Source organism: Kaistella treverensis, from assembly GCF_900114045.1.
Lineage (GTDB): Bacteria > Bacteroidota > Bacteroidia > Flavobacteriales > Weeksellaceae > Kaistella > Kaistella treverensis.
On record NZ_FORQ01000002.1, the window covers coordinates 24,045 to 48,090 of the forward strand.

Here is a 24,046-nt window from a genome sequence, read left to right on the forward strand (position 1 = left end):
CTGTCATGTCAAAAAAAACATACTTATCAAAACTAATAGCTGCTGCAATTCTTACGGGCGTTATCACCTCTTGCAGCAGAGATTTCACCGACAGACCTTCCGAGGAATCGATCACGGTTGACAATTATTATAGAACCGACGAGCAGGTAAGAACTGCAACTGATGCATTATATTATAAAACCTGGTTTCAGTTTAACAACAAGTTTTTCTGGGCAATTTCAGAGGTGGGTTCCGGAAATATGTACACCAATTCTTCCGATGTAAATGCGATGCGAAACTTCTCGATCACTGCTGCTGATCCTGAATTAAACAACGGATGGCAATCCCTTTGGGCGAATGTTGCACAAGCCAACTTTCTGATCAATAACCTTCAGCAAAGAGTAGATCCATCCGTAAGTGCAGCCTTAGTAAACAATGCATTAGGAGAAGCCTATTTTATGAGAGCTACCGCCTATTTTTATCTGGTGAGACTTTGGGGAAATGTTCCTATTATTACGAATAACTTAGACCATGTAACCAATCCACAGATTAATACCAATCCTATTGCAGATGTTTATACCCTCATCAATATGGATTACGAGAAAGCCATTACCTTGCTGGACAATAAAGTGCGAGGAGCAGCATACTCTTCCAATGCCAAAGTTTCTAAAGGTTCCGCAAAAGCAATGTTGGCCAAAGTTTCCCTTTATTTGAAAAATTATTCCAAAGCAAAACAACTCGCAGAAGAGGTGATTAATAGTGGAGAATTTAAACTCTATGGAGGAACTTCAATGTATTCACTACCTGGGAAAACCTATGACGATTTGTTTAAATACCCCAACAATAACAATGAAGAATCTATTTTTGCACTACAATGGAAAAGTGATGCTAATTACGGTTCAGCAAACAATAGCAACACGAATTTTGGTATCCACACTGCTGATATTTCTACCTCTAATGCTTCTTATGGTGGTGTATTTGCTCCTTCGCAAGACATCCTAAACCTATACAGCACTACCGATTTGAGAAGAAATTCAACGATTATGTTTCCGGGGAATGTTTACAGTGATATTAAAATAAAAAATGGATCTGTAGGATTTACCGTTCCAGCTGCAGAGGCTATAGGAGGACAAGGAGCCGGTGCAGCCATCAAGAAATACAGCATTGGAGTAGTGAACGGAAACCAAACAGGACCGGTGGATTCTTGGGCAATGATGAATAATAATACTTACATTATGAGATATGCAGAATTGCTTTTGATTCATGCTGAAGCAGTGATGAACGGAGCAGCTTCAACCAGCGATCCTGCCGCACTACAATCTTATAACGCGGTAAGAAACAGAGCAGGACTCTCAGCAGTAAATTCATTTACTTTTGAAGAATTGTTTACCGAAAGAAGAAAAGAACTTGCATTCGAAGGTGATTATTGGTTCGATTTAGGAAGACTTTCCAGATCACAAGCTACTGCTATAATGGCTGCCCAAAACCGCGGAAACATGTGGACTGCAGAACATTATACCCCAAGTGAAAACGACTTCACCCTTCCTTATCCGGCAAATGATGTCGCAAAAAATCCAAAATTATTGGAAGCTCCGGTTCCTTATGTATTTTAATTAATTAAAAAGAATTCTAATGAAAAATATTTTAAAATTTTCTCGAGTATTCATTACCGCATTGTTGCTGGGTATTTTGGTCGGCTGTAGAGACGATTCAAGTACGACAACAGACTTCACACCGGTAATAGAATTAGTTTCTGCATCAGTGAATACTGAGGGACAACCCGTTAATCCTTTGGAAGCCACCCATGTGGGTTTTGCAAACAATACTTACATCATCAAAGGTAAGAATCTGCAATCTACGAAACATGTGTATTTTAATGGTTACGAGTCTACTTTCAATTCCAATTTCGTGACAGATGGAGCAATTATTATCACCATTGATGAAAATACTCCTTACACCAATATTACCAACAAATTGGAAGTTGTAACCACTTATGGTACCGCTGAATACGATTTTGTAATCGCTCCTCCTGCTCCTGTTTTCAATGGTTTTCATCCAATAAATGCTGCTGATGGAAGCAACATTACCATCAAAGGAAATTACTTTGTAAATCCTACCGTTACCGTAGGAGACGCAGAAGCGACCATTGTTTCTTACACCCTTACCGAGATCGTTGCCACTTTGCCTGCAGGTTCGCAAGGGAAGAAAGTAAGCGTTTCGACTCTTTCCGGTGCTCTCACCTATCAATCACAGATTGGAACTTCTATTTATGATGATGCTTTCTACGGTGCAGTAACCAACTCCACTTGGTCAGGCGATGTCTATGATGTTGCTTATGCTGAAGATCCGGCAAATATTTGGCAAGGCACAAAAGCCATAAAATGGTCAGCCAAAGCATGGTCGGGATTCCAAATCGAAAATAGTCCTTCAATACCTTCAAACGCAAAAGGAATTCGATTTTACATTAAATCCAATGCCACCATTAACCAAGGTATTAAAATAATTTTAAATTATAGTTGGGCTGCCACTCCAACGATTAGTTCAGCAACCGAATATCAGTACATTGAAATTCCGTGGTCTGAATTTGGACTTGCTTCTGCTCCTGAAACAATGAATTTAACACTTAATCACGCTCAGGGAGAACCAAACGATATCTATTTGGATGATATTGGATATTACTATTAATCTGGTAATCAACTAAAGAGGCATGACTTATAATCAGCCTCTTTTTTTTTACCAAATCATTTAAAACAAGGTTCAGATCGTGAAGATTCTCTCTGAACAAAATCAAGGAAATTGGTGACCGAGATATGAAGAGAACATGATGATAGACAAATTATTAATTGAAAAATTAAAACATAAACGATCGCCTAATAACCAAAGTTTCGCAAGCCTTGAAGATCCGACATAAAGCGCTGAGATAAAATGCTTTCGAATGGAAGCTTTTGGAGCTTTTTTGAGCATTATGGTTTTACCGTAAAAAAGTTTTTTAAAAAAATTGAAGAGACTTGTAAAAAGGTCTCTTTTTTTTGCGTCGTTTTCATACTTTATTTAATTAATTTTACAACATTAACTCATATTTGTGAATGGTAAAAAGTTATCGGAGGTTTAGTTGAATAAGGGTTTTGCGTGAGGCGGGCTTAAGCGCAAAAATCAACGCCAGTTTTCAATTAAACTTTAGTAACAAAACCAGCTTTTGTGTTTCGGTTTCGCAGATATTGCTTCTAAAATAATTCCCTATCTTTGTGCTGTTTACTTACAATGGTCGGAAATTTTAAAATACTGTTCCTTTCCCTTACACTCGCGTTATTTCTGGCGCCAGGGATTTCTCAGGCTTGCAGTAAAAAGGAGAAGCAGGTTATTAAAACCGCGACCAGTTCGCAAACTTTCATAAAACAGTCATTCGCACAGATACAGCCGTCGTGCGACAGCGACGATTGCAAAGAAGAATGCTGTCACCCAAAATCACACAATTGTCAAACCGATGGATGCTCAGGAAATTGCAGCGGTAACCTTTGCAGCACTGCTCAGTATACCATTCTAGCAGACAGCAAATTTTTAGAGGATTCTAAAAACGAAGCGTCCGGTTACGATGACAAAAATTCTAATTTCTTTTATCAGAATCCCCATTACTCCGGTGGATTCTATACCATTTGGGAACCGCCCAAAATAGGTTAAGATCTTCTTTTACAGCCCGAATTGTGTCTGGTCGTGAAGTGTTTATGACACTTTCCGCAGATTATTTAGCGGTGCTGAATGTCCCTTCGAACTTCCATTTCTCCTTTAAGTAATCTTTTAGAAAAGAATGTTCTTTAAAGAACAACTTGAAGATCAGGATATTCGTACACAGTCTCTCAAGACGGAGGCTCAAATTTAACCTTTAACCGATAATTTAATGAAGAATATTCTTTTAGGAATACTGGCTTTTGTAGCAGTGTTTCTCGTTTCCTGCACCAATTCAAAAGCCGAAAATACCCAAATTACCAATGCACAGTTCAAGACCGGCGACATTGTTCCTTACGACCAGGTCTGTATGGTAAACAACGCCTACATGGGCAAAAAACAGCTCGAAGTAAAGCATGACGGCAAAACCTACTACGGTTGCTGCGAAAACTGCAAACTCAGAATCCCGCAGGAAGAAAATGCGCGCATGGCGTATGATCCGATATCTCATCAACTCATCGATAAAGCGACCGCAATTATCGCAATCTCTGATAAAAATGATAATGTCGTGTACTTCGAAAATAAAGCAAACTACGAAGCCTTTTTTAATAATAAATAACCTTTAAACTTATAAAATAATGAAAACACTAATATTCAGCCTTTTAGCAATTGGCACACTTGCACTCTCTTCTTGTAAAGAAAACAAAGAACAGAAAAAATCCACTGAAACATCAATGCAGCATGATATGAGCACGATGTCGGACAGTTCAGCGATGGACAATATGGCAATGGATGCTAAGGTAACCGTGACCACCGCCAAAAAAACTACCGCTGACCTTACGGAGCTCTATTCTCATTACACCCACCTTACATTCGCGTTGTCCGGTGATGAGGATAAAGAAGCGGTGAGTGCAGCCAAAGGGATCCTCGCTTCTTTTCCCAAAATAGACATAAACGGTTTTTCTGCTGAACAGAAAAAAGAATTTGCTGACCTCGAATCAAGCATCAGTGAACACGCCGAGCACATTGCAGATAACGCCGGAAAGATTGATCATCAGCGCGAACATCTGGATTTAATGAGCGCAGATTTTTACGACCTGCTGAAAGATTTCGGAACTCCAAAACCGGTGTACAAAGTATTCTGCCCGATGTATAATGATAACAAAGGGGCCTTCTGGCTTAGCGATTCACGTGAGGTGAAGAATCCTTATTACGGCAAAGAAATGCTTTCATGTGGCGAGGTTCAGGAAGAAATTAAGTAAAACCGTACAGAACCATGATTCAAAATTTAATCAAACTGTCCCTCCGCAACAGGTATTTCGTTTTGCTGATAGCAATCGGCCTTTTTATCTGGGGTATTTTTGCGGTAAGGGACAATCCCATCGATGCAATTCCGGATCTGAGTGAGAACCAGGTCATCGTTTTTACGGAGTGGATGGGCAGAAGTCCCCAGATTATTGAAGATCAGGTGACTTTCCCGCTGGTCAGCAACCTTCAGGGCATTCCGAAAATCAAAAATATCCGGGCTTCCTCTATGTTTGGGATGAGCTTCGTGTATGTTATTTTCGAAGATAACGTGGACATTTACTGGGCCAGAACCCGGGTAATGGAACGGCTCAACTATGCCCAACGCCTACTCCCGCAAGACGTAACGCCTACGCTCGGACCGGATGGTACCGGCGTTGGTCACGTCTTCTGGTACCATTTCGATGCACCTAAAATGGATTTGGGAGACCAGCGCGCCCTCCAGGACTGGTATGTGAAATTTGCTCTGCAGACGGTTCCCGGTGTGGCGGAAGTAGCCTCCTTTGGCGGCTTCGAAAAACAGTACCAACTCATTGTAGATCCTGTAAAACTCCAGTACTATAACGTCTCTCTGATGGATGTCATGAACAAAGTGAAAGCCAACAATAATGATGTGGGCGGACGTAAATTTGAAATGGCTGATATGGCCTATATCATTCGCGGTCTGGGTTACATCAAGAACGTAGCCGATATCGAAGAAATTGCTTTGGGAAATTACAACGGTATTCCCGTGCGGGTCAAAGATATTGGCTCTGTACAGATGGGTGGCGATCTGCGTCTGGGTATTTTTGATGCAGACGGTGAAGGCGAAGTTGTGGGCGGTATCGTTGTGGCACGGTATGGCGAAAATGCAGATAAGGTCATCAACGATGTGAAAGAGAAAATGAAGGACGTTGAAAAAGGACTACCTGAAGGTGTCACTTTCAAAACATCGTACGACCGCAGTACTCTTATTGAAGGGGCAATAGACAATATCAAAACCAAGCTGATCGAAGAGATCATCGTGGTCGCCATCATTGTTATTCTGTTCCTCTTTCACTGGCGAAGTGCATTCAGCATTATTATTCAGATTCCGGTCACCATTGCCATCAGCTTTATTCTGCTCAATGCGTTTGGACTTTCATCCAATATTATGTCGCTTACCGGAATTGCACTGGCAATCGGGGTGATTGTAGATAACGGAATTATCATGTCCGAAAATGCCTATAAAAATCTCTCCGATTGGCAGAACCATCAACAAAATAAAAACCCATAACAATGAAAACCAACTGGTTTAAAAATATATTCAGAAAAAAAGACAAAGAGAAAGAGAGTTACGTTAAAATTCCCGAAGATATTCGGCTGAAGATTATCGAAAAATCATCCTTACAGGTATCCAGAGGGGTCTTTTTCTCTACGGTGATTATCGTGGTTTCCTTTCTCCCCGTATTTATGTTGACAGGTCAGGAAGGTAAACTTTTTCACCCGCTGGCGTACACCAAAACCTTTATACTGATCGTAGATGCGATCCTGGTACTTACCCTTGCGCCGGTGCTTATCTCTTTTTTCATGAAAGGAAAGTTTAAGGATGACAATAAAAACCCGATAAACAGAGGGCTTGAGCGGATATACGAACCCATCATTCGCTGGTGCATGGAATGGAAAAAAACAACGCTTGGCATTAATATTCTTGCCCTTCTTATCAGCATCCCTTTAATTATGAACCTCGGCCGTGAGTTTATGCCGCCCTTAGATGAAGGCTCACTACTCTTTATGCCGGTCACTTTGCCTGATATTTCGAACTCTGAAGCCAAAAGATTACTTCAGGTGCAGGATAAAATCATTAAAGGAGTTCCGGAGGTGGATCATGTTCTCGGAAAAGCCGGAAGAGCAAACACGGCGACAGATAATTCACCCATTTCAATGATTGAAACCATCATTCTGTTGAAACCTCAGGACGAATGGCGCGACGGCCTTACAAAAGACGATCTTATTAATGAATTGAATGCCAAACTGCAGATTCCCGGCGTAACCAATGGTTGGACCATGCCGATTTCCAACCGGATCAATATGCTTTCAACAGGGATTAGAACGGATGTGGGCGTAAAAGTGTACGGACAGAACCTGGACAGTATCGCAGTCCTTTCCGAAAAAATAAAAAAGGAACTCACCGGTATTGAAGGAATAAAAGACATGTACGTAGAACCCATTACCGGCGGAAAATATGTGGATATTGAAGTGAAACGCGAAGAAATAGGAAGATACGGCCTAAGTGTGGATGATGTAAATGCCGTCGTGGAAAGTGCGCTCGGCGGAATGAAACTCACCACCACCGTGGAAGGCCGACAGCGCTTTTCGGTAAATGCCAGATACGGCCAGGATTTCAGAAATAATTTGGAATCTCTGAGAAGATTGCCCATGCAGACGATGGAATTTGGTTCCATTCCGCTAAGTGCAGTGGCTGACATTCGTCTTACAGAAGGACCACCAATGATCAATTCTGAAAATGCAATGTTGCGTGGAACTGTTCTATTCAACGTACGCGACCGGGATTTAGGCAGTACCGTAGAAGAAGCCCAGGCAAAACTCAATAACATGGTGAACAAAATGCCAAAAGGTTATTTCGTGGAATGGAGCGGTCAGTACGAAAACCTGATTCGCGGAGAGCAGACTTTAAAAATGATTATGCCCCTCGTATTAATCGTGATCTTTCTTTCCATGTACTTTGCATTCAATTCTTACCGCGAAGCTTTCTTTAATCTCATCAGTATTCCTTTCGCCTTAATCGGCGGTGTCTTTATGATTTCGCTTTGGGGTGTTAATCTCTCCGTAGCAGTAGCAGTGGGATTTATTGCCCTGTTCGGACTTGCGGTAGAAACCGGAATCGTGATGGTTATCTACCTGAACGATGCCATGATTCAGCTTACCACGAAGAACGGCAACTCACGGGAGACCATTACCAATGAAGAACTTCGGGAGTATGTCATCAATGGAGCAGCGAAAAGATTAAGACCTAAAATTATGACAGTGTGTGTTACCCTTTTCGGACTCGTTCCCATCCTGTGGAGTCACGGCGTTGGAAGTGATATGATGAAACCAATCGTATTGCCGATGGTCGGTGGCGTTTTTACTTCCGCAATTCACATCCTGTTGGTAACCCCCATTATCTTTTACATGCAGAAAGAATGGGAACTGAACAAACTGGGGAAAATTGACGTCCTCGACGCTTCCCATTAATCCTAAAATGATTACAAAATGAAAAAATTCATAATAACAGGAGTACTTGCTTTGCTCTGCACCACCAGTTATGCTCAGCGGATGCCGTTGCCGGCAGTAATGGACAGTATTGCAGCCAACAATCCTGTGGTTAAAATGTATAATGCGGAAGTCCGGTCAATGGACGCTTCGGCCAAAGGCGCAAGAAGCTGGATGCCCCCAACCGTTGGAGCCGGGTTGTTTATGACACCCTATAATCCAAAACTCTGGCAACGCGACGGCGATATGCTCGGTATGGGCTCAGTAGCAGTTTCTGTGGAGCAGATGTTTCCCAACACAAGGAAACTTGATGCCAACGAAAATCTGATGAAGGCGATGTCTTCCGTAGAAAAGGAAAAACTCTATGCCACCCTCAATGAAAACTTTCAGGATGCGAAAAAACTGTATTACAGTTCAATCGTCCTGGATAAAAAGCTGCAGGTCGTAAAGGAAAACGAAAAGATGCTGGATTTCATGATCAGAAACGCCGAAATCCGGTACAAAAACGGACTCGGTAAAATATCGGCATATTACAAAGCGAAAGCTGCGCTTGGCAGTTCCAAAAACATGCAGCTCATGTACGAGAATGACCTTCGCGTCAACCGGATCCGGTTGAATGCCCTCATGGGAAGAGACGCGCTCGCACCGCTGGAGATTGAGCCGGAATACAACCTGAATGACTATTCTCTCGAGACTTTTGGTCAGGATCTCTTTTATCAGAACAGAAGTGATCTCCGCGGCATCGACCGGGAAATCAATATTGCCAAACTGAAGCAGGATCTGGAAAAACAGAATCTGAGACCGGAATTCGGCGTTAAGTTCGAAAATATGTTCGGTTTTGGTGGCCAGCCCATGCAGTTTTCACTTATGTTGATGGCAAAGCTGCCGTTTGTTTCCTGGGCTTCAGGCATGAGTAAAGCCAATATTGAAAGCCTGAAACTGAAAGAAGAAGCCTTGCAGGCACAGAAAGAAATGATGGTGAACGAATACAGTGGAATGGCCTACGGAATGCGCAATGAACTGGACCTGAATAAAAATCAGCTCAAACTATATGAAGACACCATCATTCCAGCTTTAAAAAACAACTACAAATCCATGCAGTTGGGCTACGAGCAGAATACGGAAGAACTCTTCATGTTGTACGATGCCTGGGAACAGCTGAATATGTCCCAACTGGAATATTTCGAGATCCTTACCAAAGCACTGCAGACGCAAACTGAAATTGACCGCTTAATTGAAAGAAGATGAGAAAAATTATAATATTCACCATGCTTTTGTTGGGTTTGACGGCGTGTGATAAATTAAAGTTCTGGGAAGATAAGCACTCGGCAGAAGCTGCAATGCATACTTATACCTGTCCGATGCATCCGGAAGTGATCTCAGACAAACCTGGCCAGTGTCCGAAATGCGGTATGGATTTGGTCCTGAAAGATGCCCCTGAAAAAAAGGAAGAGGGGATTAAACTCGACGATCTGCTGAAACCAACCAATGAATTTGTTGTCTCGGAATTGCCGGTCGTAAAGTTAAAAAAGGAAAACATCCCGACCACGGTCGATGCTTTAGGGACGGTAGAATACGATACTCGACAGATTGGCAGTATTTCCTCACGCGTTGCGGGCCGTATCGAAAAACTCTATGTGCGGTATAAATACCAGAAAGTGTCCAAAGGCCAGCGCATTTTAGATATATACAGCCCGGAACTGTTAACCGCGCAGCAAAACCTACTCTTTGTTCTGAAAAATGACCGCTCAAACAAAACGATGATTGATGCTTCACGCCAAAAACTCCTTCTTTTGGGAATGCCGGCTTCACAGATTCAGAAAGTCATACAGAGAGGAAAACCTGATCTCACAGTTCCGGTTTTCAGCAATTACAGCGGACACATTCAGCAGGCAGGATCGGCAGGATCCATGGCTTCAGCACAGCAACCCGCTCCCGCAATGGCTTCAAATACGGCAGTTACCGCTGAATTACCTCTGAAGGAAGGAATGTATCTTCAAAAAGGACAGAATATTTTCAGTGTCTTCAATCCCAACAGAACCTGGGCCCTGATCAATATTTTTTCTGAAGACATCGCGCTGGTCAGCAAAGGACAGTCAGTCATGATCATCCCGGAAGCCAATCCGGATAACCGCTTCAAAGGAACCATCGGTTTTATTGAACCCTTTTTCAGACAGGGCAGCAAAACCGTAACGGCGCGCGTCTATTTTGATAATTCCACCGCAAAAATTCCTGTCGGAAGTCAGGTTAAAGCGGAGATTATGAGCCACAATAGAATGGCAGACTGGCTGCCGAAATCAGCGGTGGTTTCTTTAGGGATTGATAAAATCGCGTTCAAAAAAGTAGAAGGCGGTTTTATTGCCCATAAAGTTGTTACCGGCGCGGTGGTAGGCGATAAAATTCAGATCATCAGTGGTTTGCTTCCTGAAGATGGAGTTGCCGAAAATGCACAGTACCTGATGGACAGCGAAAGTTTCATAAAAATTAACAGATAAAAATTGATAAGATGAAATTCAATATTTTAATGCTGGCCTTGCTGGTTTTTCTTTACTCCTGTAAAAAGGAGGAAGATCCGCATGCCGGCCACGATATATACTACACCTGTTCCATGCACCCACAGGTAGTCTCCGATAAACCCGGAAAATGCCCGATTTGTCACATGGATTTGGTGCCTGTCGAGAAGAAAAAGAATGCTGATCCTAACGAAATTATTTTGAATGACGAGCAGGTTAAACTTGGGAATATCAAAACAGTCGCGCTATCAGATGGGTCTATGGCTGATAAACTTACGCTGACCGGAACACTCAATTTTAATCAGTACCAAATGCAGGCAGTAAGTTCAAGAGTAATGGGTAGAGTTGAACGGTTGTATTATAAAAACATTGGCGATTTTGTTCCGAAGGGGGCGCCGTTGGTCGATATTTACAGTGAAGAACTCAATAATGCAAAGCAGGAATATTTGCTGGCATTAGAAAGACGCAAGCTCTTCGTCGGTAATACTTCCATTGATTTTGACCAGCTGCTCCAAAGTTCCCGAAACAAGCTTTATTTATGGGGAATGTCGGAAAGCCAGATCAAACAGCTGGAAAGATCAGGAAAAGCCACACCTACCACCACTGTGTTCAGCAATGCAGCCGGTTACATCACCGATCTGAGCATTGCCGAAGGCGATTATCTTGCAGAAGGTGGCACCATCGTGAATCTGGCAGATCTTTCATCGCTGTGGGCGGAAGCGCAGGTCTATTCCTCTCAAATGGCTCTCCTTCAGAAAGACAGCAAAGTTACCGTGTATATTCCCGATCTGGATAATTTGAAGATTAATGGGAAGATTGATTTTACAAACCCAGAAATCAGCGCTTCCAGCAGGATAAATCTGGTTCGCGTTTCCGTGCCTAACAAAGGAAATCTGCTGAAACCCGGAATGCCGGTATATGTTCTGGTGGAAAACAAATCCCGTGATGGCCTTTCCATGCCTGTGGATGCGGTGATTAGAGATGGTAAATCCTCCACGGTGTGGGTGAAAACCGCGAAGAACACCTTCGTCAACAGAATGGTGGAAACGGGTCTGGAGTATGAAGACAGAATAGAAATTACCTCCGGAATCAAGTCGGGTGACGAAGTAGTGGTTTCCGGGGCCTATCTGCTGAACAGTGAATATATATTCAAGAAAGGGGTCGATCCCATGGCGGGTCACGATATGAGCACAATGTAATATGAGAAAATTGAATATGATAGGCTGGCTGGCGGTGCTAGTGGTGGCTATTGTTTTAGTCATTCAGGTCATACCGGTGGAGCGTAATGTCTCCACCGTTCCGCCAGGTCAAAGTTTTGAAAAAACCGAAAAGGTGCCCGCCAACGTGGCTGCAATCCTTAAAGTTTCCTGCTATGACTGTCATTCAAATAATACCCGTTATCCCTGGTATTCGGTATTACAGCCGGGCGCGTGGTTCATGGCCCGGCATATTAAAAAAGGCAAAGAAGAACTCAATTTTGATGAGTTCAATAACTATTCAAAAAGACGTAAAAAAGCAAAAATAAAAAGCATCATCAGCCAGATTGAGAAAGACGAAATGCCTTTAAAATCATACCGCATGATGCACGGAAACGCCAGATTATCAGCGGATGAAAAAAAAGAACTGTTAGATTTTTTTAATACCATTAACCCACACTAAAAAATTACTAGGATGAAAAATTTAGAACATGATCACAACATGCTTAAGGATACTGATTCAACAACAGGCAATCATTCCAAACATGAAATGGAATCGGGCAAGGAGTCTGTCCAGCACGCGCAAGAAAGCCATGCCTCTGCATACAAAAAGTTATTTTGGATGCTTCTGATTTCCTTTATTTCAATGTTTATACTAATGTATGCGATGGTGGACAAGCTGGCTAACGTAATTCCAAACATAAACCAGTTATACATGGCAGGCCTGATGGCTTCTCCTATGTTGATCATCGAACTGCTGTTAATGGGGAAGATGTATCCCAACAAAAAACTCAATAAAATTCTTATGGGCCTCGGAGTGCTGATGATGGTGCTGTTTTGGTCCGGGATTCGGCAGCAGACAGCCGTGGGAGATGTCCAGTTTCTAAAGTCCATGATTCCACACCATGCAGGGGCTATTCTTATGGTCGAAGAAAGTAATCTGGTCGATCCGGAAGTGAGAAAGTTGGGCGAGGAAATTATCAAAGCACAGGAGGAAGAAATTGCTGTCATGAGGGCGAAAATTAAGGAACTTCAAACCCGGAAGTAATCTCAAATAGCAGAATTTAACGCAAAAAAATTGATTTATGAAAAAATACACCTGTCCCATGCATCCCCAGATATTGAAGGACGAACCGGGGAAATGTCCACTTTGCGGAATGAACTTAATTCCCTTGGGAGGAACCACCCGAGCTGAAAAAGACGAACACAGCCATCATCATCAGAATCATGGCCATCACTCAGAATCTGATAGTTCGGCGGCGGGATTTGACAAACATGCAGGTCATCATACTCCGGATTTTCTAAAAAGATTCTGGATTACACTGGTGCTTTCTGTTCCGGTGCTGCTGCTTTCCCACATGATTCAGCAGTGGCTCGGTTTTACGATTGCTTTTCCTGGGGATAAATACGTGCTGTTGGTTTTAGGAAGTATTATTTATTTCTACGGTGGAATGCCTTTTTTCAAAGGGTTTTTGGGCGAAGTGAAAGCCGGAGCTATTGGGATGATGACGCTCGTTGCTTTGGCAATTACTGTAGCTTATGTCTATTCCGTTGCCGTCGTATTCGGACTGCCGGGCATGGATTTCTTCTGGGAACTTGCCACCTTAATTGTGATCATGCTTCTTGGGCACTGGCTCGAGATGCGTTCGCAGATGGCTGCTTCAAAAGCGTTGCAATCTCTAGTTGCCTTACTACCAAATGACGTAACCGTCGAGCAGAACGGAAGCCCCGTCAAAATAAAACTGGAACAGCTGAAAAACGGAGATACCGTAATCATAAGACCGGGCGAAAAAGTCGCCGCAGACGGTCTGATTGTCGAGGGCAGTTCCTATTTAAATGAAAGCATGCTGACCGGAGAAAGTGTTCCTGTAAGAAAAGAGTCCGGTGGAAAGGTTATCGCAGGGTCTATCAATGGAGACGGGGCTTTAAAGATAAAAGCAACAGGGGTTGGAAAGGATTCGTACCTCAATAAGGTCATTAATTTGGTTCAGGATGCGCAGGCAGCAAAGTCGAACACTCAGAATCTGGCGGATAAAGTAGCCAAATGGCTTACTATAGTAGCAATTGTGGTGGGAGTAGGAACTTTCGCTTACTGGTACATCACCATGGGAGATTTGGCTTTTGCTCTGGAACGGATGGTAACGGTAATGGTAACGGCCTGCCCTCATGCTTTAGGAGTGGCAATCCCTCTGGTGGTGGCCATTTCCACTACACTTTCAGCGACAAATGGTTTACTCATCAGAAACCGCACGGCTTTTGAAACCACCAGAAAATTATCGACCATTATTTTCGATAAAACCGGCACCCTTACGAAAGGTTCCCACACTGTGCAGAAAATCATTCCTCTAACGGAACACTATTCGGAAAACGATTTACTCCAGTATGCAGCAGCAGTGCAGCAGAACTCCGAACATCACATTGCAAAAGGAATCATGCAGACCCTTTCCGAGAAAAAACTGGAGCTATGGAAGTCAGACAGTTTCCGCTACATGCAGGGAATTGGAGTGACAGGAATCGTAAACGGTAAATCGGTTGTCGCGGCTGGTCCTAATTATTTTGTTCAAAACAATAAACAGGTACCTGCCATTCCGGAAGAAATCAACCAGGATGCAGAAACAGTGAACTTTATTTTGATTGATGACGTGCCCGTGGGTATTGTTTCTTTAGCAGATACCATTCGCGAAGGCGCAAAAGAAGCTATTGACCAACTTCGAAGCATGAACATTAAATCATTCCTGCTTACAGGTGATAACGAAAAGGTAGCGGCGGCGGTGTCAAAGCAGTTAGGAATGGACGGATATTTGGCAAATGTACTTCCGCACCACAAACAGGAAAAAGTAAAAGAATTCCAGGACAAAGGGGAAATCGTTGCCATGACAGGAGACGGCGTAAATGATGCACCGGCTTTGGCAGCAGCAGATGTAGGCATTGCAGTTGGCAGCGGAACTGATGTTGCTGCCGAAACCGCAGATATTATTCTGGTCAACAGTGATCCCCGTGACGTGGTAAAAATGATAGATTTTGGAAAGAAAACCTACAGCAAGATGATCCAGAATCTCGTATGGGCAGTGGGCTACAACGTCGTGGCTATTCCACTTGCTGCGGGTGTTCTGTATCCTACATTTGTCCTGAGTCCCGCCATGGGCGCAGTGCTGATGAGTGTCAGTACCATCGTGGTCGCACTTAATGCAAGTTTGTTAAAAATTAAATAATCACAGGATGAAATATATATTTTCGCTCTTCCTATTTATGGCAATGTCCATAAACAGTTATTCACAGAGCACCAAAACCGTGTACACCTGCCCGATGCATCCACAGGTCGTGAAATCAGCACCCGGTAACTGCCCCATTTGCGGCATGACACTGGTGAAGAAAACCATCACCGAAAAAAAACCGGCAGCCAAACCGGCAGCTGCTCCTAAAAAAGTTACAGCAGTTAAAAAAACTACGGCTAAGAAACCTGAAATTACCGCTGCAAAAACAAAGACGGTAACGGAAGTTAAAAAAACGGTCCTGCCAAAGGCTAAACCAACACCGAAAGATCCAGCCGCCGTTAAGACCCCACAACATCAAACTTCAGATCATAATCAGCATGAAGCTGCGCAAAAAAGTTACACATGTCCGATGCACCCCGAGGTCGTTTCAGACAAACCCGGACAGTGTCCGAAATGCGGAATGAATCTGGTCCTTCAAGAAAAAAAAGAAGATCATTCTGCACACGGAAGTACCCAAATGGATGGTGAACACAAAATGGTGATGCCGATGCCTGAAAAAAACCTGAAAGGAGGGCGCAAAGTGACGTATCATCTTTATGTAAAAGATACACTCGTGAATTTTGCGGGTAAGGAGAAAAGAGCCATAGCGGTAAACGGTCAGATTCCTATGCCAAAACTGGAGTTTTATGAAGGAGATACGGCAGAAGTTATTGTCCATAATTTAATGGATGAAGAAACTTCTCTGCATTGGCACGGCGTGCATCTTCCCAATAAAGAAGACGGCGTGCCCTGGCTGACCCAGAAGCCCATTCCACCAAATTCTGTTTATACCTATACATTTCCCGTCGTTCAGAACGGTACCCACTGGTATCACTCACATACCGGTCTGCAGGAACAAATTGGAATGTATGGCATGTTGATTCTGAAAAAACGTCCCGAAGATCCTACCTTCCGGAAAGGGATAGATGATCTGCCCACAGAGCATCTTATCCTTAGCGAATGGACGAACCTGAACCCCAACAACGTCCAGCGGATGCTCCACAATGCGAACGACTGGTTTGCTATTAAAAAAGGCAGTACTCAAAGTTATGCCGAAGCCATTAAAGAAGGCCACTTTAAAACAAAACTCACCAACGAGTGGAAGCGGATGCTGGCCATGGACGTGAGCGATGTATATTATGATGCATTCCTGATTAACGGTAAAATCGAAAGTCAACTCTCCCGATATAAAGCCGGTGATAAAGTTCGGCTTCAAATCGCCAACGGCGGTGCTTCCTCCTATTTCTGGCTCAGTTATGCCGGAGGAAAAATAAAAGTAGTGGCCAGTGATGGATTGGATATTGAACCGGTCGAAGTGGATCGCCTGATCCTGGCGGTTTCCGAAACAGTGGATATCGTAGTGGAAATTCCTGAAAAAAACACTTCATACGAACTCCTTGTTACACCCGAAGACCGCACAAAATCTGCGTCAGTGTTTATTGGAGAAGGAGCTACGAAATCCCATGATCCATTACCCAAACTCAAATACTTTGAAGGGATGAAGATGATGAACGACATGATGAAGATGAACGGTGACATGAAAGATATGGGCATGAAGATGAGTTATCAGACGATGGATATGAATCAGGTGATGTATCCTGAAATTAGTGCTGAAAATAATGCAGCAATGCCGATGGACAAGATGGACAACAACGATGCGCAAATGGATCACTCACAGCATCAGATGCCTGCTTCCGGGATTACCACATTGAATTATGGGATGATGAAATCGCCTTATGACACTTCACTCCCGAAAGACAGTCCCGTGCGCGAGCTCAAGTTTACCCTTACGGGAAACATGAACCGCTACATATGGAGCATGGACGATAAAGTCCTGGCAGAATCTGACAAAATATTGGTAAAAAAAGGCGAAATTCTCCGCATTACCCTATTCAATAATTCAATGATGCGTCACCCGATGCACCTGCACGGTTTTGATTTTCGGGTACTCAACAAAAATGGCCTTCAGGCACCCCTCAAAAATGTGTTGGATATTATGCCGATGGAAACTAATGTCATCGAATTTGAAGCTAAAACTGACGGGGACTGGTTTTTCCACTGTCACATCCTCTATCACATGATGGCGGGGATGAACCGTGTTTTTGCTGTTGGTGATTATCAGAATCCTTTGCTGCCCGATAAAGCTTCAGCTTACAAAAAGCTCCAGCGCGAAAGTAACATGTGGCACCTTATGGCCGAAAACGATTTTGCTACTAATGGTAACGACGGGATGTCGAGGATCTCAAATGCCCGCTGGGAATTGGGAACAGAATGGCGTTTAGGTTACAATCCCCATCACGGCTACGAGGTGGAAACCCAACTCGGCAGGTATGTGGACCGTATGCAGTGGCTGAAACCATTTATCGGATTTAACTACCATTATAGAAAGATTGACAGGAATAATATCGAAAAAAACCTTTTTGGACAGGCATCTACTAAAGATGAAAGAAAAACTTTCAGCGCTGGTATCATGTATAAACTCCCGATGTTGGTGGACCTGCAGGCAGAAATATTTACAGACGGAATTGTAAGGTTCCAGCTGAAACGTGAAGACATTCCGTTGACTGCGCGTTTGCGCGGGGCATTCATGGTCAATACCGACAAAGAATATATGGCAGGTCTTAAATATATCGTCACAAAAAATATCGGAATCTCAACCCACTACGACAGCGATATGAGCTGGGGTGCAGGGATTACACTGAACTATTAAAGGAGTTTTTAGTGTGTCAATTTTAAAGAGTGCAGCTGCCAAATAAAGACCGGTTGCACTCTTTTTTACAGCGTATAACGACCGCCGTAAACACAGATTCTCATGAGGCAAACAATACCAGCCTACAACCTGAGGAATCATTGCAGTAATATGAGCTAAGACATAAATTCAAGTAAATATATTTTTATTAAATTAGCCCCGTGAAAATTTTTGCCTTTCTTTTATCCTTATTCTTTATGGCACTTACCGTAGTACCTTGCAGCGATGCAGCGAGTGGTTTCGGCGATAAGGTGTGTGTGGCAGAGGATGTTCATTTGGAGCAAAGTCAGGATGAACATACGGACCTTTGTACGCCCTTCTGCGTTTGCAATTGTTGTGGTATGACTTTATCAGTTTCACAGATTAATACATTACTTCCTGAGCACCACAAGGTTGTAATAAAAGATATTCTTCCTGATAGGAAATATCATCACAAGATTCTCCACCCTGCCGGTATCTGGCAACCCCCCAAAATAGGTTAATTACTTTTTCTTCGGATTTTTTCGGAAGACCACTCGGCTATTAAATAGTCGCGCATTTTCGTGAACAATACGGAACGTGCTTTACCTTCAATTAACCTTAATTTTTACAAATGCTATATAAAATTATACAGTTTAGTGTAAAGAATAAGCTCATTATTGGGCTCATGACTTTCGCACTAATCATTTGGGGCGTGTATAGCGCTACTAAGCTTCCCCTAGATGCTGTGCCAGATATCACCAATAATCAGGTTCAGATCATTACCAGTACACCCACATTAGCCGCACAGGAAACAGAACAGTTGGTAACATATCCAATTGAACAGAGCCTCGCCAACATTCCCGGAATTACCGAAATGAGGTCAATTTCAAGATTTGGCTTGTCCGTAGTGACGGTCGTTTTCGACGAAAGCGTGGATATTTACTTTGCACGCCAACTCATCACTGAAAAACTGAAAGAGGCCGAAGAAAATATTCCACAGGGTATTGGCACCCCCGAAATGTCCCCGGTTTCTACCGGCTTGGGAGAAATCTATCAATATGTTATTCACCCTAAAAAAGGGTCAGAAGATAAATACTCCGCTACGGATCTGCGTACCATGCAGGATTGGGTCGTGGCAAGGCAACTTTACGGGACACCCGGAGTAGCTGAAATTAACAGTTTCGGCGGGAAACTTAAGCAGTATGAAGTCGCGATTAATCCCTATAGGCTTAAAGCAATGAATGTTACCATTGCAGATATTTTTGCTGCACTCCAGAAAAATAACGAAAATACCGGCGGCGCTTATATCGATAAAAAACCTAATGCCTATTTTATTCGCGGCATCGGTCTGATCTCTTCTTTAGATGATATTTCCAACACCGTAATAAAAACAGTCAACGGTATCCCTGTACTTATCAAAGATGTCGCGGAGGCACGTATAGGCAGTGCCGTTAGATATGGTGCCCTTACCTATAACGGCGATAAAGAGGCTGTCGGGGGTATTGTAATGATGCTCAAAGGTGAAAATTCCGCGGAAGTAGTGAGTCGGGTTAAGGAAAAAATGCTCACCATTCAAAAATCCCTTCCAGCGGATATTATCGTAGAACCTTTCGTGGACCGGACTAACTTAATAGACCGGGCGATCCGTACCGTAGAAACAAATTTGGTGGAAGGCGCTCTTATTGTCATCCTTGTGCTCGTTCTGTTTCTGGGTAATTTTCGTGCAGGGCTTATTGTGGCTTCTGCCATTCCACTTTCTCTCCTTTTTGCCTTAGGTATGATGAATGTTTTTGGAGTCAGTGCAAACTTGATGAGTTTGGGAGCTATTGATTTCGGGCTTATTGTAGATGGCGCAGTAATCATTGTGGAGGCGACCCTTCACTTTCTCGCGGTCCACCACAAATCCCAAAAACTGTCGCAGCACACAATGGACCGGGCTGTGGAAGCCAGTGCAAAAAAGATGATGAGTTCTGCAGCATTTGGCCAGATCATTATACTTATTGTCTACCTACCCATTCTGTCACTTCAGGGAATTGAAGGTAAAATGTTCCGTCCTATGGCAGAGACCGTATCATTTGCCATTGTCGGAGCACTGATCCTCTCTCTTACTTATATACCCATGATGTCCGCATTGTTTTTATCTAAAAATATCAGTGCCAAAAAGACCTTTGCCGATAAAATGATGGCTAAGATCCATAATTTTTACGTTCCGTTGTTGCAGAAGGCTATTGCATTTAAATATGCAGTAGTTGCCGCGGCCATAGCGCTGCTTACGGTGTCGCTTCTGCTGTTCTCTCGCATGGGCGGCGAATTTATACCCCAACTTCAGGAAGGTGATTTTGCCGTACATTGTATTCTGCCACAGGGCACCTCCCTTTCACAAAGTATAGAAACTTCTATGCAGGCAAGCCGTATTTTGAAATCATTTCCCGAAGTCAACACCGTGGTCGGTAAAACCGGAAGCGCGGAGGTTCCAACAGACCCTATGCCGCCCGAAGCAACCGATCTTATTGTCACGCTAAAACCTAAAAAAGATTGGAAAGACAGCGACAAATCTTACGAAGAGTTAAGTGCCGAAATGATGGAAAAACTGGAAATGATACCTGGCGTGTTTTTTGAAGTCTCCCAACCCATACAGATGCGTTTTAACGAATTAATGACCGGGGTAAGACAGGATGTGGCGATTAAAATATTTGGTGAAAATATCGACACCCTCGCTGAATTGGCACCGGACGTTGCCAAAGTCGTCCAGACCGTTCAGGGGGCCACAGAACCCCAGATTGAGCAGACCGTGGGATTGCCCCAAATTACCATTACCTACGACAGAGCCCGCCTCGCCTCCTACGGTCTCAATATTGAGGATATTAATCACACAGTAAGTACTGCGTTTGCTGGTGAAACAGCAGGAGTAGTGTTTGAAGATGAAAAGAAATTCAATCTGGTCGCGCGTCTGGACAGTGCGAGCAGAAGCTCTATTGAGGACGTCAGCAGCCTCTTTATTCCAACCGCAAACGGAGTCCAGATTCCGCTTTCACAGATCGCAAAAGTGGAATATAAAGACGGTCCGGCACAGATAAGTCGGGAAGATGGAAAGCGCCGCATCGTCGTAGGTTTCAATGTAAAAGATAGAGATGTAGAAAGTGTGGTGACCGAAATTCAGCAAAAACTCACTGATGCCAACCTGCTGCCCCCCGGATATTATTATACCTATGGTGGTACTTTTGAAAACCTGGAACAGGCCTCTTCCAGATTACAGATTGCCGTGCCGGTTGCTTTAGCACTCATTTTTCTCTTGCTTTATTTTGCCTTCCGCAACCTAAAAGACAGCTTGCTTATATTTACTGCAATACCAATGAGTGCTATTGGCGGTGTGTTTGCGTTGCTCATAAGAGATATGCCATTCAGTATTTCTGCAGGAGTGGGCTTCATTGCGTTATTTGGTGTGGCCGTCCTGAACGGTATCGTCTTGGTGAGTACTTTCAAAGACCTACAGAAATCCGGTGTAAATAATGTAATACGAAGGGTCATAGAAGGAACCAGTATCAGGCTTCGTCCTGTATTGATGACGGCAGCCGTAGCATCATTTGGATTTTTCCCGATGGCTTTTTCTACCGGGAGCGGTGCCGAAGTGCAAAGACCGCTTGCAACAGTAGTTATCGGCGGTTTGGTTACGGCGACCTTTCTAACGCTGTTTGTATTGCCTTTGCTGTATATCATCTTCAATTCTAAAAACCAATTCAGAACTAAATTGAGAAATATTAAAAATTCACCGCTTCCGGTGCTGGTCTTGCTGCTCTGTCTTGTGACAGGCTCCTTCCAGGCACAGGAAAGGATCTCGCCAAATGATGCAGTGAAAATAGCACTAGCCAATAATTTGCAGTACTCCGTAAACCGTGCTCAGGTAAGCAAAGCTGTGCTGGAGACCAAAACTACGCGTGAAATTCCTAAGACCGGCATTTTTATAGAAAATGACGATATGAGGCCAAGTGATCCCAATGGCGAATTAAAAATTGGAGTCCAGCAATCAATCCAATGGCCGGGATTATATAAGGCGAAAAGAAAGTATTTTGAGGAGCAGCTAAAATACCACCAGCTTAATAAAGGTATGCTCGATGCCGTAATTAAAAAAGAGGTAAACACAGCATTTTATCAGCTGTGGTACCTTCAGGATCTAGCCAGACTTTATCAGAAACTTGATGAATATTACACCAGTATGTACGAAGCAGCTAATCTTCGTTTCAAAACGGGTGAAGCTGCAGGACTGGAAAACATTGCTGCCGAAGCACGGATGAAGGAGCTGCAGGCACAGAAACAGCAAAACCAACAGAATATTTCAGTACAGCAGCAGCAGTTGAGCCTTTTTCTCAATACTCAGACGATGTACTTGCCGGAAGACACCAATTTGCAGAAACTGGATGTGGATGACTTTCCGTCAGACAGTTTGCATCCCTCATTGGCACTGCAGCACCAAAATATCGAAATTGCACGGGCTAATATAGATGTTCAGAAAATGCAGAATAAACCTGACTTTTCCGGCCGGCTATTCTCCCAGAGATTATACGGAATGAAAGATCCCATAACCGGCTTTTCTGTAGCGGTAGAATTTCCCATTTTTGGAAAAACTGCCTATAAAGCCAAATTGCAGGCTGCCGAAGCAGAAGTTGAAATTCAGCAGTCGCAGCTGCGCTATCAGGAAAGCCAATTCGCTGCACAAACGCGCACCAGCTACACCGAAATTCTAAAAGCTTCTGAAATGCTTAAATATTATGAAAGTATAGGTTTGAAACAGGCAGACCAGATCTTTGATGCGGCAATGTTAAGTTACAAAGCAGGTGAAATAGGTTTTTCTGAAATGCACCAGTTCTTTACCCAGGCAATAGACATCAGAAAAAATTATCTGATTGCATTAAACGAGTACAACATGGCCGTAATTCAATATAACTATTACATTAAAAATTAAGTACAAAAAGAGAATATAACATGAAAAAATATATCACCCTTATTTTTGCAGTCTCTGTCTTGTTGACAGGATGTAAAAAAGAATCAGAAGCCACTGAAACCAAAGAAGCAACTGAAGTAGAGAAGCCTGATGAGCACGAAGATCCCAATGTGGCTCATTTCACCGAAGAACAGATAAAAACTGTTGGTATCCAGATGGGCAGCATTGAAAGTAAGGAACTTTCCAATACAATCAAGGTGAGCGGTATGCTAACGGTGCCGAACCAGAATAAGGCATTTGTCACGCCCTCCTATAGTGGCATAGTGCGCTCTTTGTATGTACAGCCCGGTAGCTATGTATCAAAGGGAAAAGTTATAGCAACCATTTCAAACCCCGATTTAATTGTGATGCAGCAGCAGCTTCAGCAGGTTAATGGTCAGATCCGGATGGCAGAGTTGGAGGTTACGCGTGCACAGCAGCTTTATAAAGGTAATGCCGCACCCCTAAAGAAATTCCAGCAGGCCCAGACAGATCTTGCTACATTGCGAAGCCAGCGCTCCGGACTCCAGAAACAGCTGGGCAGCATTGGCGCCGCCCAGGGGTACAGTTCGTCCCTTGCGGTGCGTGCCCCCATTAGCGGCACGGTAAGCAAAGTAATTGCGCAAATCGGGAGTAATGTAGATATGGCTTCTCCAATTGCGGAAATTGTAAGCAATGCGGCACTCCATCTGGATATTTACGTGTATGAAAAAGACTTGGGTAAAGTTCAGCCAGGGCAAACCATTCATTTTACACTAACCAACAGTCCCGGTAAAGAGTATGATGCAAAAATAACTTCAATCGGTACTGCCTTTGAAGGAGAAAGCAAAACCGTTCCCGTTCACGCACAGGTCTTCGGTGACCGGGCAGGTCTCATCGATGGCATGAATGTTACCGCAGTTATAAGTCTGGATAATCAAACCGCTGCATCCGTTCCTACTGAAGCTATAGTTAATGATAAGGGCCAGGATTTTATCTTTATTATGCAAAACAAGGATAACAAAGAGGGAGATAACAAAAAAACGGTGGAAGAAAAGGAAATAAGTTTTGAAAAAATTCCTGTGGCTAAGGGAGTTACTGATTTGGGCTATACACAAATTACCCCCTTGAAACCCATGCCCCCAAATGCCAAAATAGTAACTAAAAATGCCTTCTTTATTTTAGCTAAATTAAATAACAAAGGAGAAGAAGGGCACGGCGATTAAAAAATATAT

At 43.3% G+C, this 24,046-nt stretch carries 17 protein-coding genes; all 17 read left to right on the forward strand.

Annotation, left to right across the window (positions count from 1 at the left end; translation table 11 throughout):
* Positions 1-5: 5 nt before the first annotated feature.
* The 17 genes from BMZ55_RS05525 to BMZ55_RS05605 all read left to right on the forward strand — a co-directional run bounded on the left by BMZ55_RS05525 (position 6) and on the right by BMZ55_RS05605 (position 24,037).
* Complete coding sequence (locus BMZ55_RS05525) at positions 6-1,592, forward strand: RagB/SusD family nutrient uptake outer membrane protein (RefSeq protein WP_089819477.1); 1,587 nt, start codon at positions 6-8, stop codon at positions 1,590-1,592.
* 178 nt (positions 1,593-1,770) lie between these two features.
* Positions 1,771-2,664 (forward strand): IPT/TIG domain-containing protein, encoded by an 894-nt coding sequence (locus BMZ55_RS05530; RefSeq protein ID WP_177179786.1) that lies wholly within the window; start codon positions 1,771-1,773, stop codon positions 2,662-2,664.
* Positions 2,665-3,240: 576 nt separating this feature from the next.
* A complete protein-coding gene (locus BMZ55_RS05535) occupies positions 3,241-3,657 on the forward strand; it encodes a hypothetical protein (RefSeq protein ID WP_089819479.1) in 417 nt (138 codons plus the stop codon).
* Positions 3,658-3,874: 217 nt separating this feature from the next.
* A complete protein-coding gene (locus BMZ55_RS05540) occupies positions 3,875-4,261 on the forward strand; it encodes a hypothetical protein (RefSeq protein WP_089819480.1) in 387 nt (128 codons plus the stop codon).
* A 19-nt stretch (positions 4,262-4,280) separates the two neighbouring features.
* Entirely contained in the window at positions 4,281-4,904 is a 624-nt protein-coding gene (locus tag BMZ55_RS05545; protein ID WP_089819481.1) for a DUF3347 domain-containing protein, read from the forward strand.
* Positions 4,905-4,918: 14 nt separating this feature from the next.
* Positions 4,919-6,202 carry an efflux RND transporter permease subunit gene (locus tag BMZ55_RS11500; protein ID WP_089819482.1) on the forward strand — a complete coding sequence of 428 codons (1,284 nt, stop codon included), beginning with the start codon at positions 4,919-4,921 and terminating at the stop codon, positions 6,200-6,202.
* Positions 6,203-6,204: 2 nt separating this feature from the next.
* Positions 6,205-8,163 (forward strand): efflux RND transporter permease subunit, encoded by a 1,959-nt coding sequence (locus BMZ55_RS11505; RefSeq protein ID WP_089819483.1) that lies wholly within the window; start codon positions 6,205-6,207, stop codon positions 8,161-8,163.
* Positions 8,164-8,181: 18 nt separating this feature from the next.
* Positions 8,182-9,429 (forward strand): TolC family protein, encoded by a 1,248-nt coding sequence (locus tag BMZ55_RS05560; RefSeq protein WP_089819484.1) that lies wholly within the window; start codon positions 8,182-8,184, stop codon positions 9,427-9,429.
* Complete coding sequence (locus BMZ55_RS05565; protein ID WP_233701907.1) at positions 9,426-10,676, forward strand: heavy metal-binding domain-containing protein; 1,251 nt, start codon at positions 9,426-9,428, stop codon at positions 10,674-10,676. Before BMZ55_RS05560 ends, BMZ55_RS05565 begins: the two co-directional genes overlap by 4 nt.
* A gap of 11 nt (positions 10,677-10,687) precedes the next feature.
* Positions 10,688-11,893, forward strand: coding sequence for an efflux RND transporter periplasmic adaptor subunit (locus BMZ55_RS05570; RefSeq protein ID WP_089819485.1), 1,206 nt, complete (start codon positions 10,688-10,690; stop codon positions 11,891-11,893).
* Position 11,894: 1 nt separating this feature from the next.
* Entirely contained in the window at positions 11,895-12,353 is a 459-nt protein-coding gene (locus BMZ55_RS05575; RefSeq protein ID WP_089819486.1) for a heme-binding domain-containing protein, read from the forward strand.
* Between the two features lie 12 nt (positions 12,354-12,365).
* On the forward strand, positions 12,366-12,938 hold the full coding sequence (locus tag BMZ55_RS05580) for a DUF305 domain-containing protein (RefSeq protein WP_224134514.1): 573 nt from the start codon (positions 12,366-12,368) through the stop codon (positions 12,936-12,938).
* 58 nt (positions 12,939-12,996) lie between these two features.
* The gene (locus BMZ55_RS05585) at positions 12,997-15,102 is read left to right on the forward strand and encodes a heavy metal translocating P-type ATPase (protein WP_221404027.1); all 2,106 of its coding nucleotides are present in this window, start codon (positions 12,997-12,999) and stop codon (positions 15,100-15,102) included.
* 7 nt (positions 15,103-15,109) lie between these two features.
* Positions 15,110-17,854: a multicopper oxidase domain-containing protein gene (locus BMZ55_RS05590; protein WP_233701908.1), complete on the forward strand. Its 2,745-nt coding sequence runs from the start codon at positions 15,110-15,112 to the stop codon at positions 17,852-17,854.
* A gap of 200 nt (positions 17,855-18,054) precedes the next feature.
* The gene (locus BMZ55_RS05595) at positions 18,055-18,375 is read left to right on the forward strand and encodes a DUF6660 family protein (RefSeq protein ID WP_143068752.1); all 321 of its coding nucleotides are present in this window, start codon (positions 18,055-18,057) and stop codon (positions 18,373-18,375) included.
* Positions 18,376-18,485: 110 nt separating this feature from the next.
* Positions 18,486-22,814 carry a CusA/CzcA family heavy metal efflux RND transporter gene (locus tag BMZ55_RS05600; RefSeq protein ID WP_089819489.1) on the forward strand — a complete coding sequence of 1,443 codons (4,329 nt, stop codon included), beginning with the start codon at positions 18,486-18,488 and terminating at the stop codon, positions 22,812-22,814.
* 20 nt (positions 22,815-22,834) lie between these two features.
* Entirely contained in the window at positions 22,835-24,037 is a 1,203-nt protein-coding gene (locus BMZ55_RS05605) for an efflux RND transporter periplasmic adaptor subunit (RefSeq protein WP_221177636.1), read from the forward strand.
* Positions 24,038-24,046 lie beyond the last annotated feature (9 nt).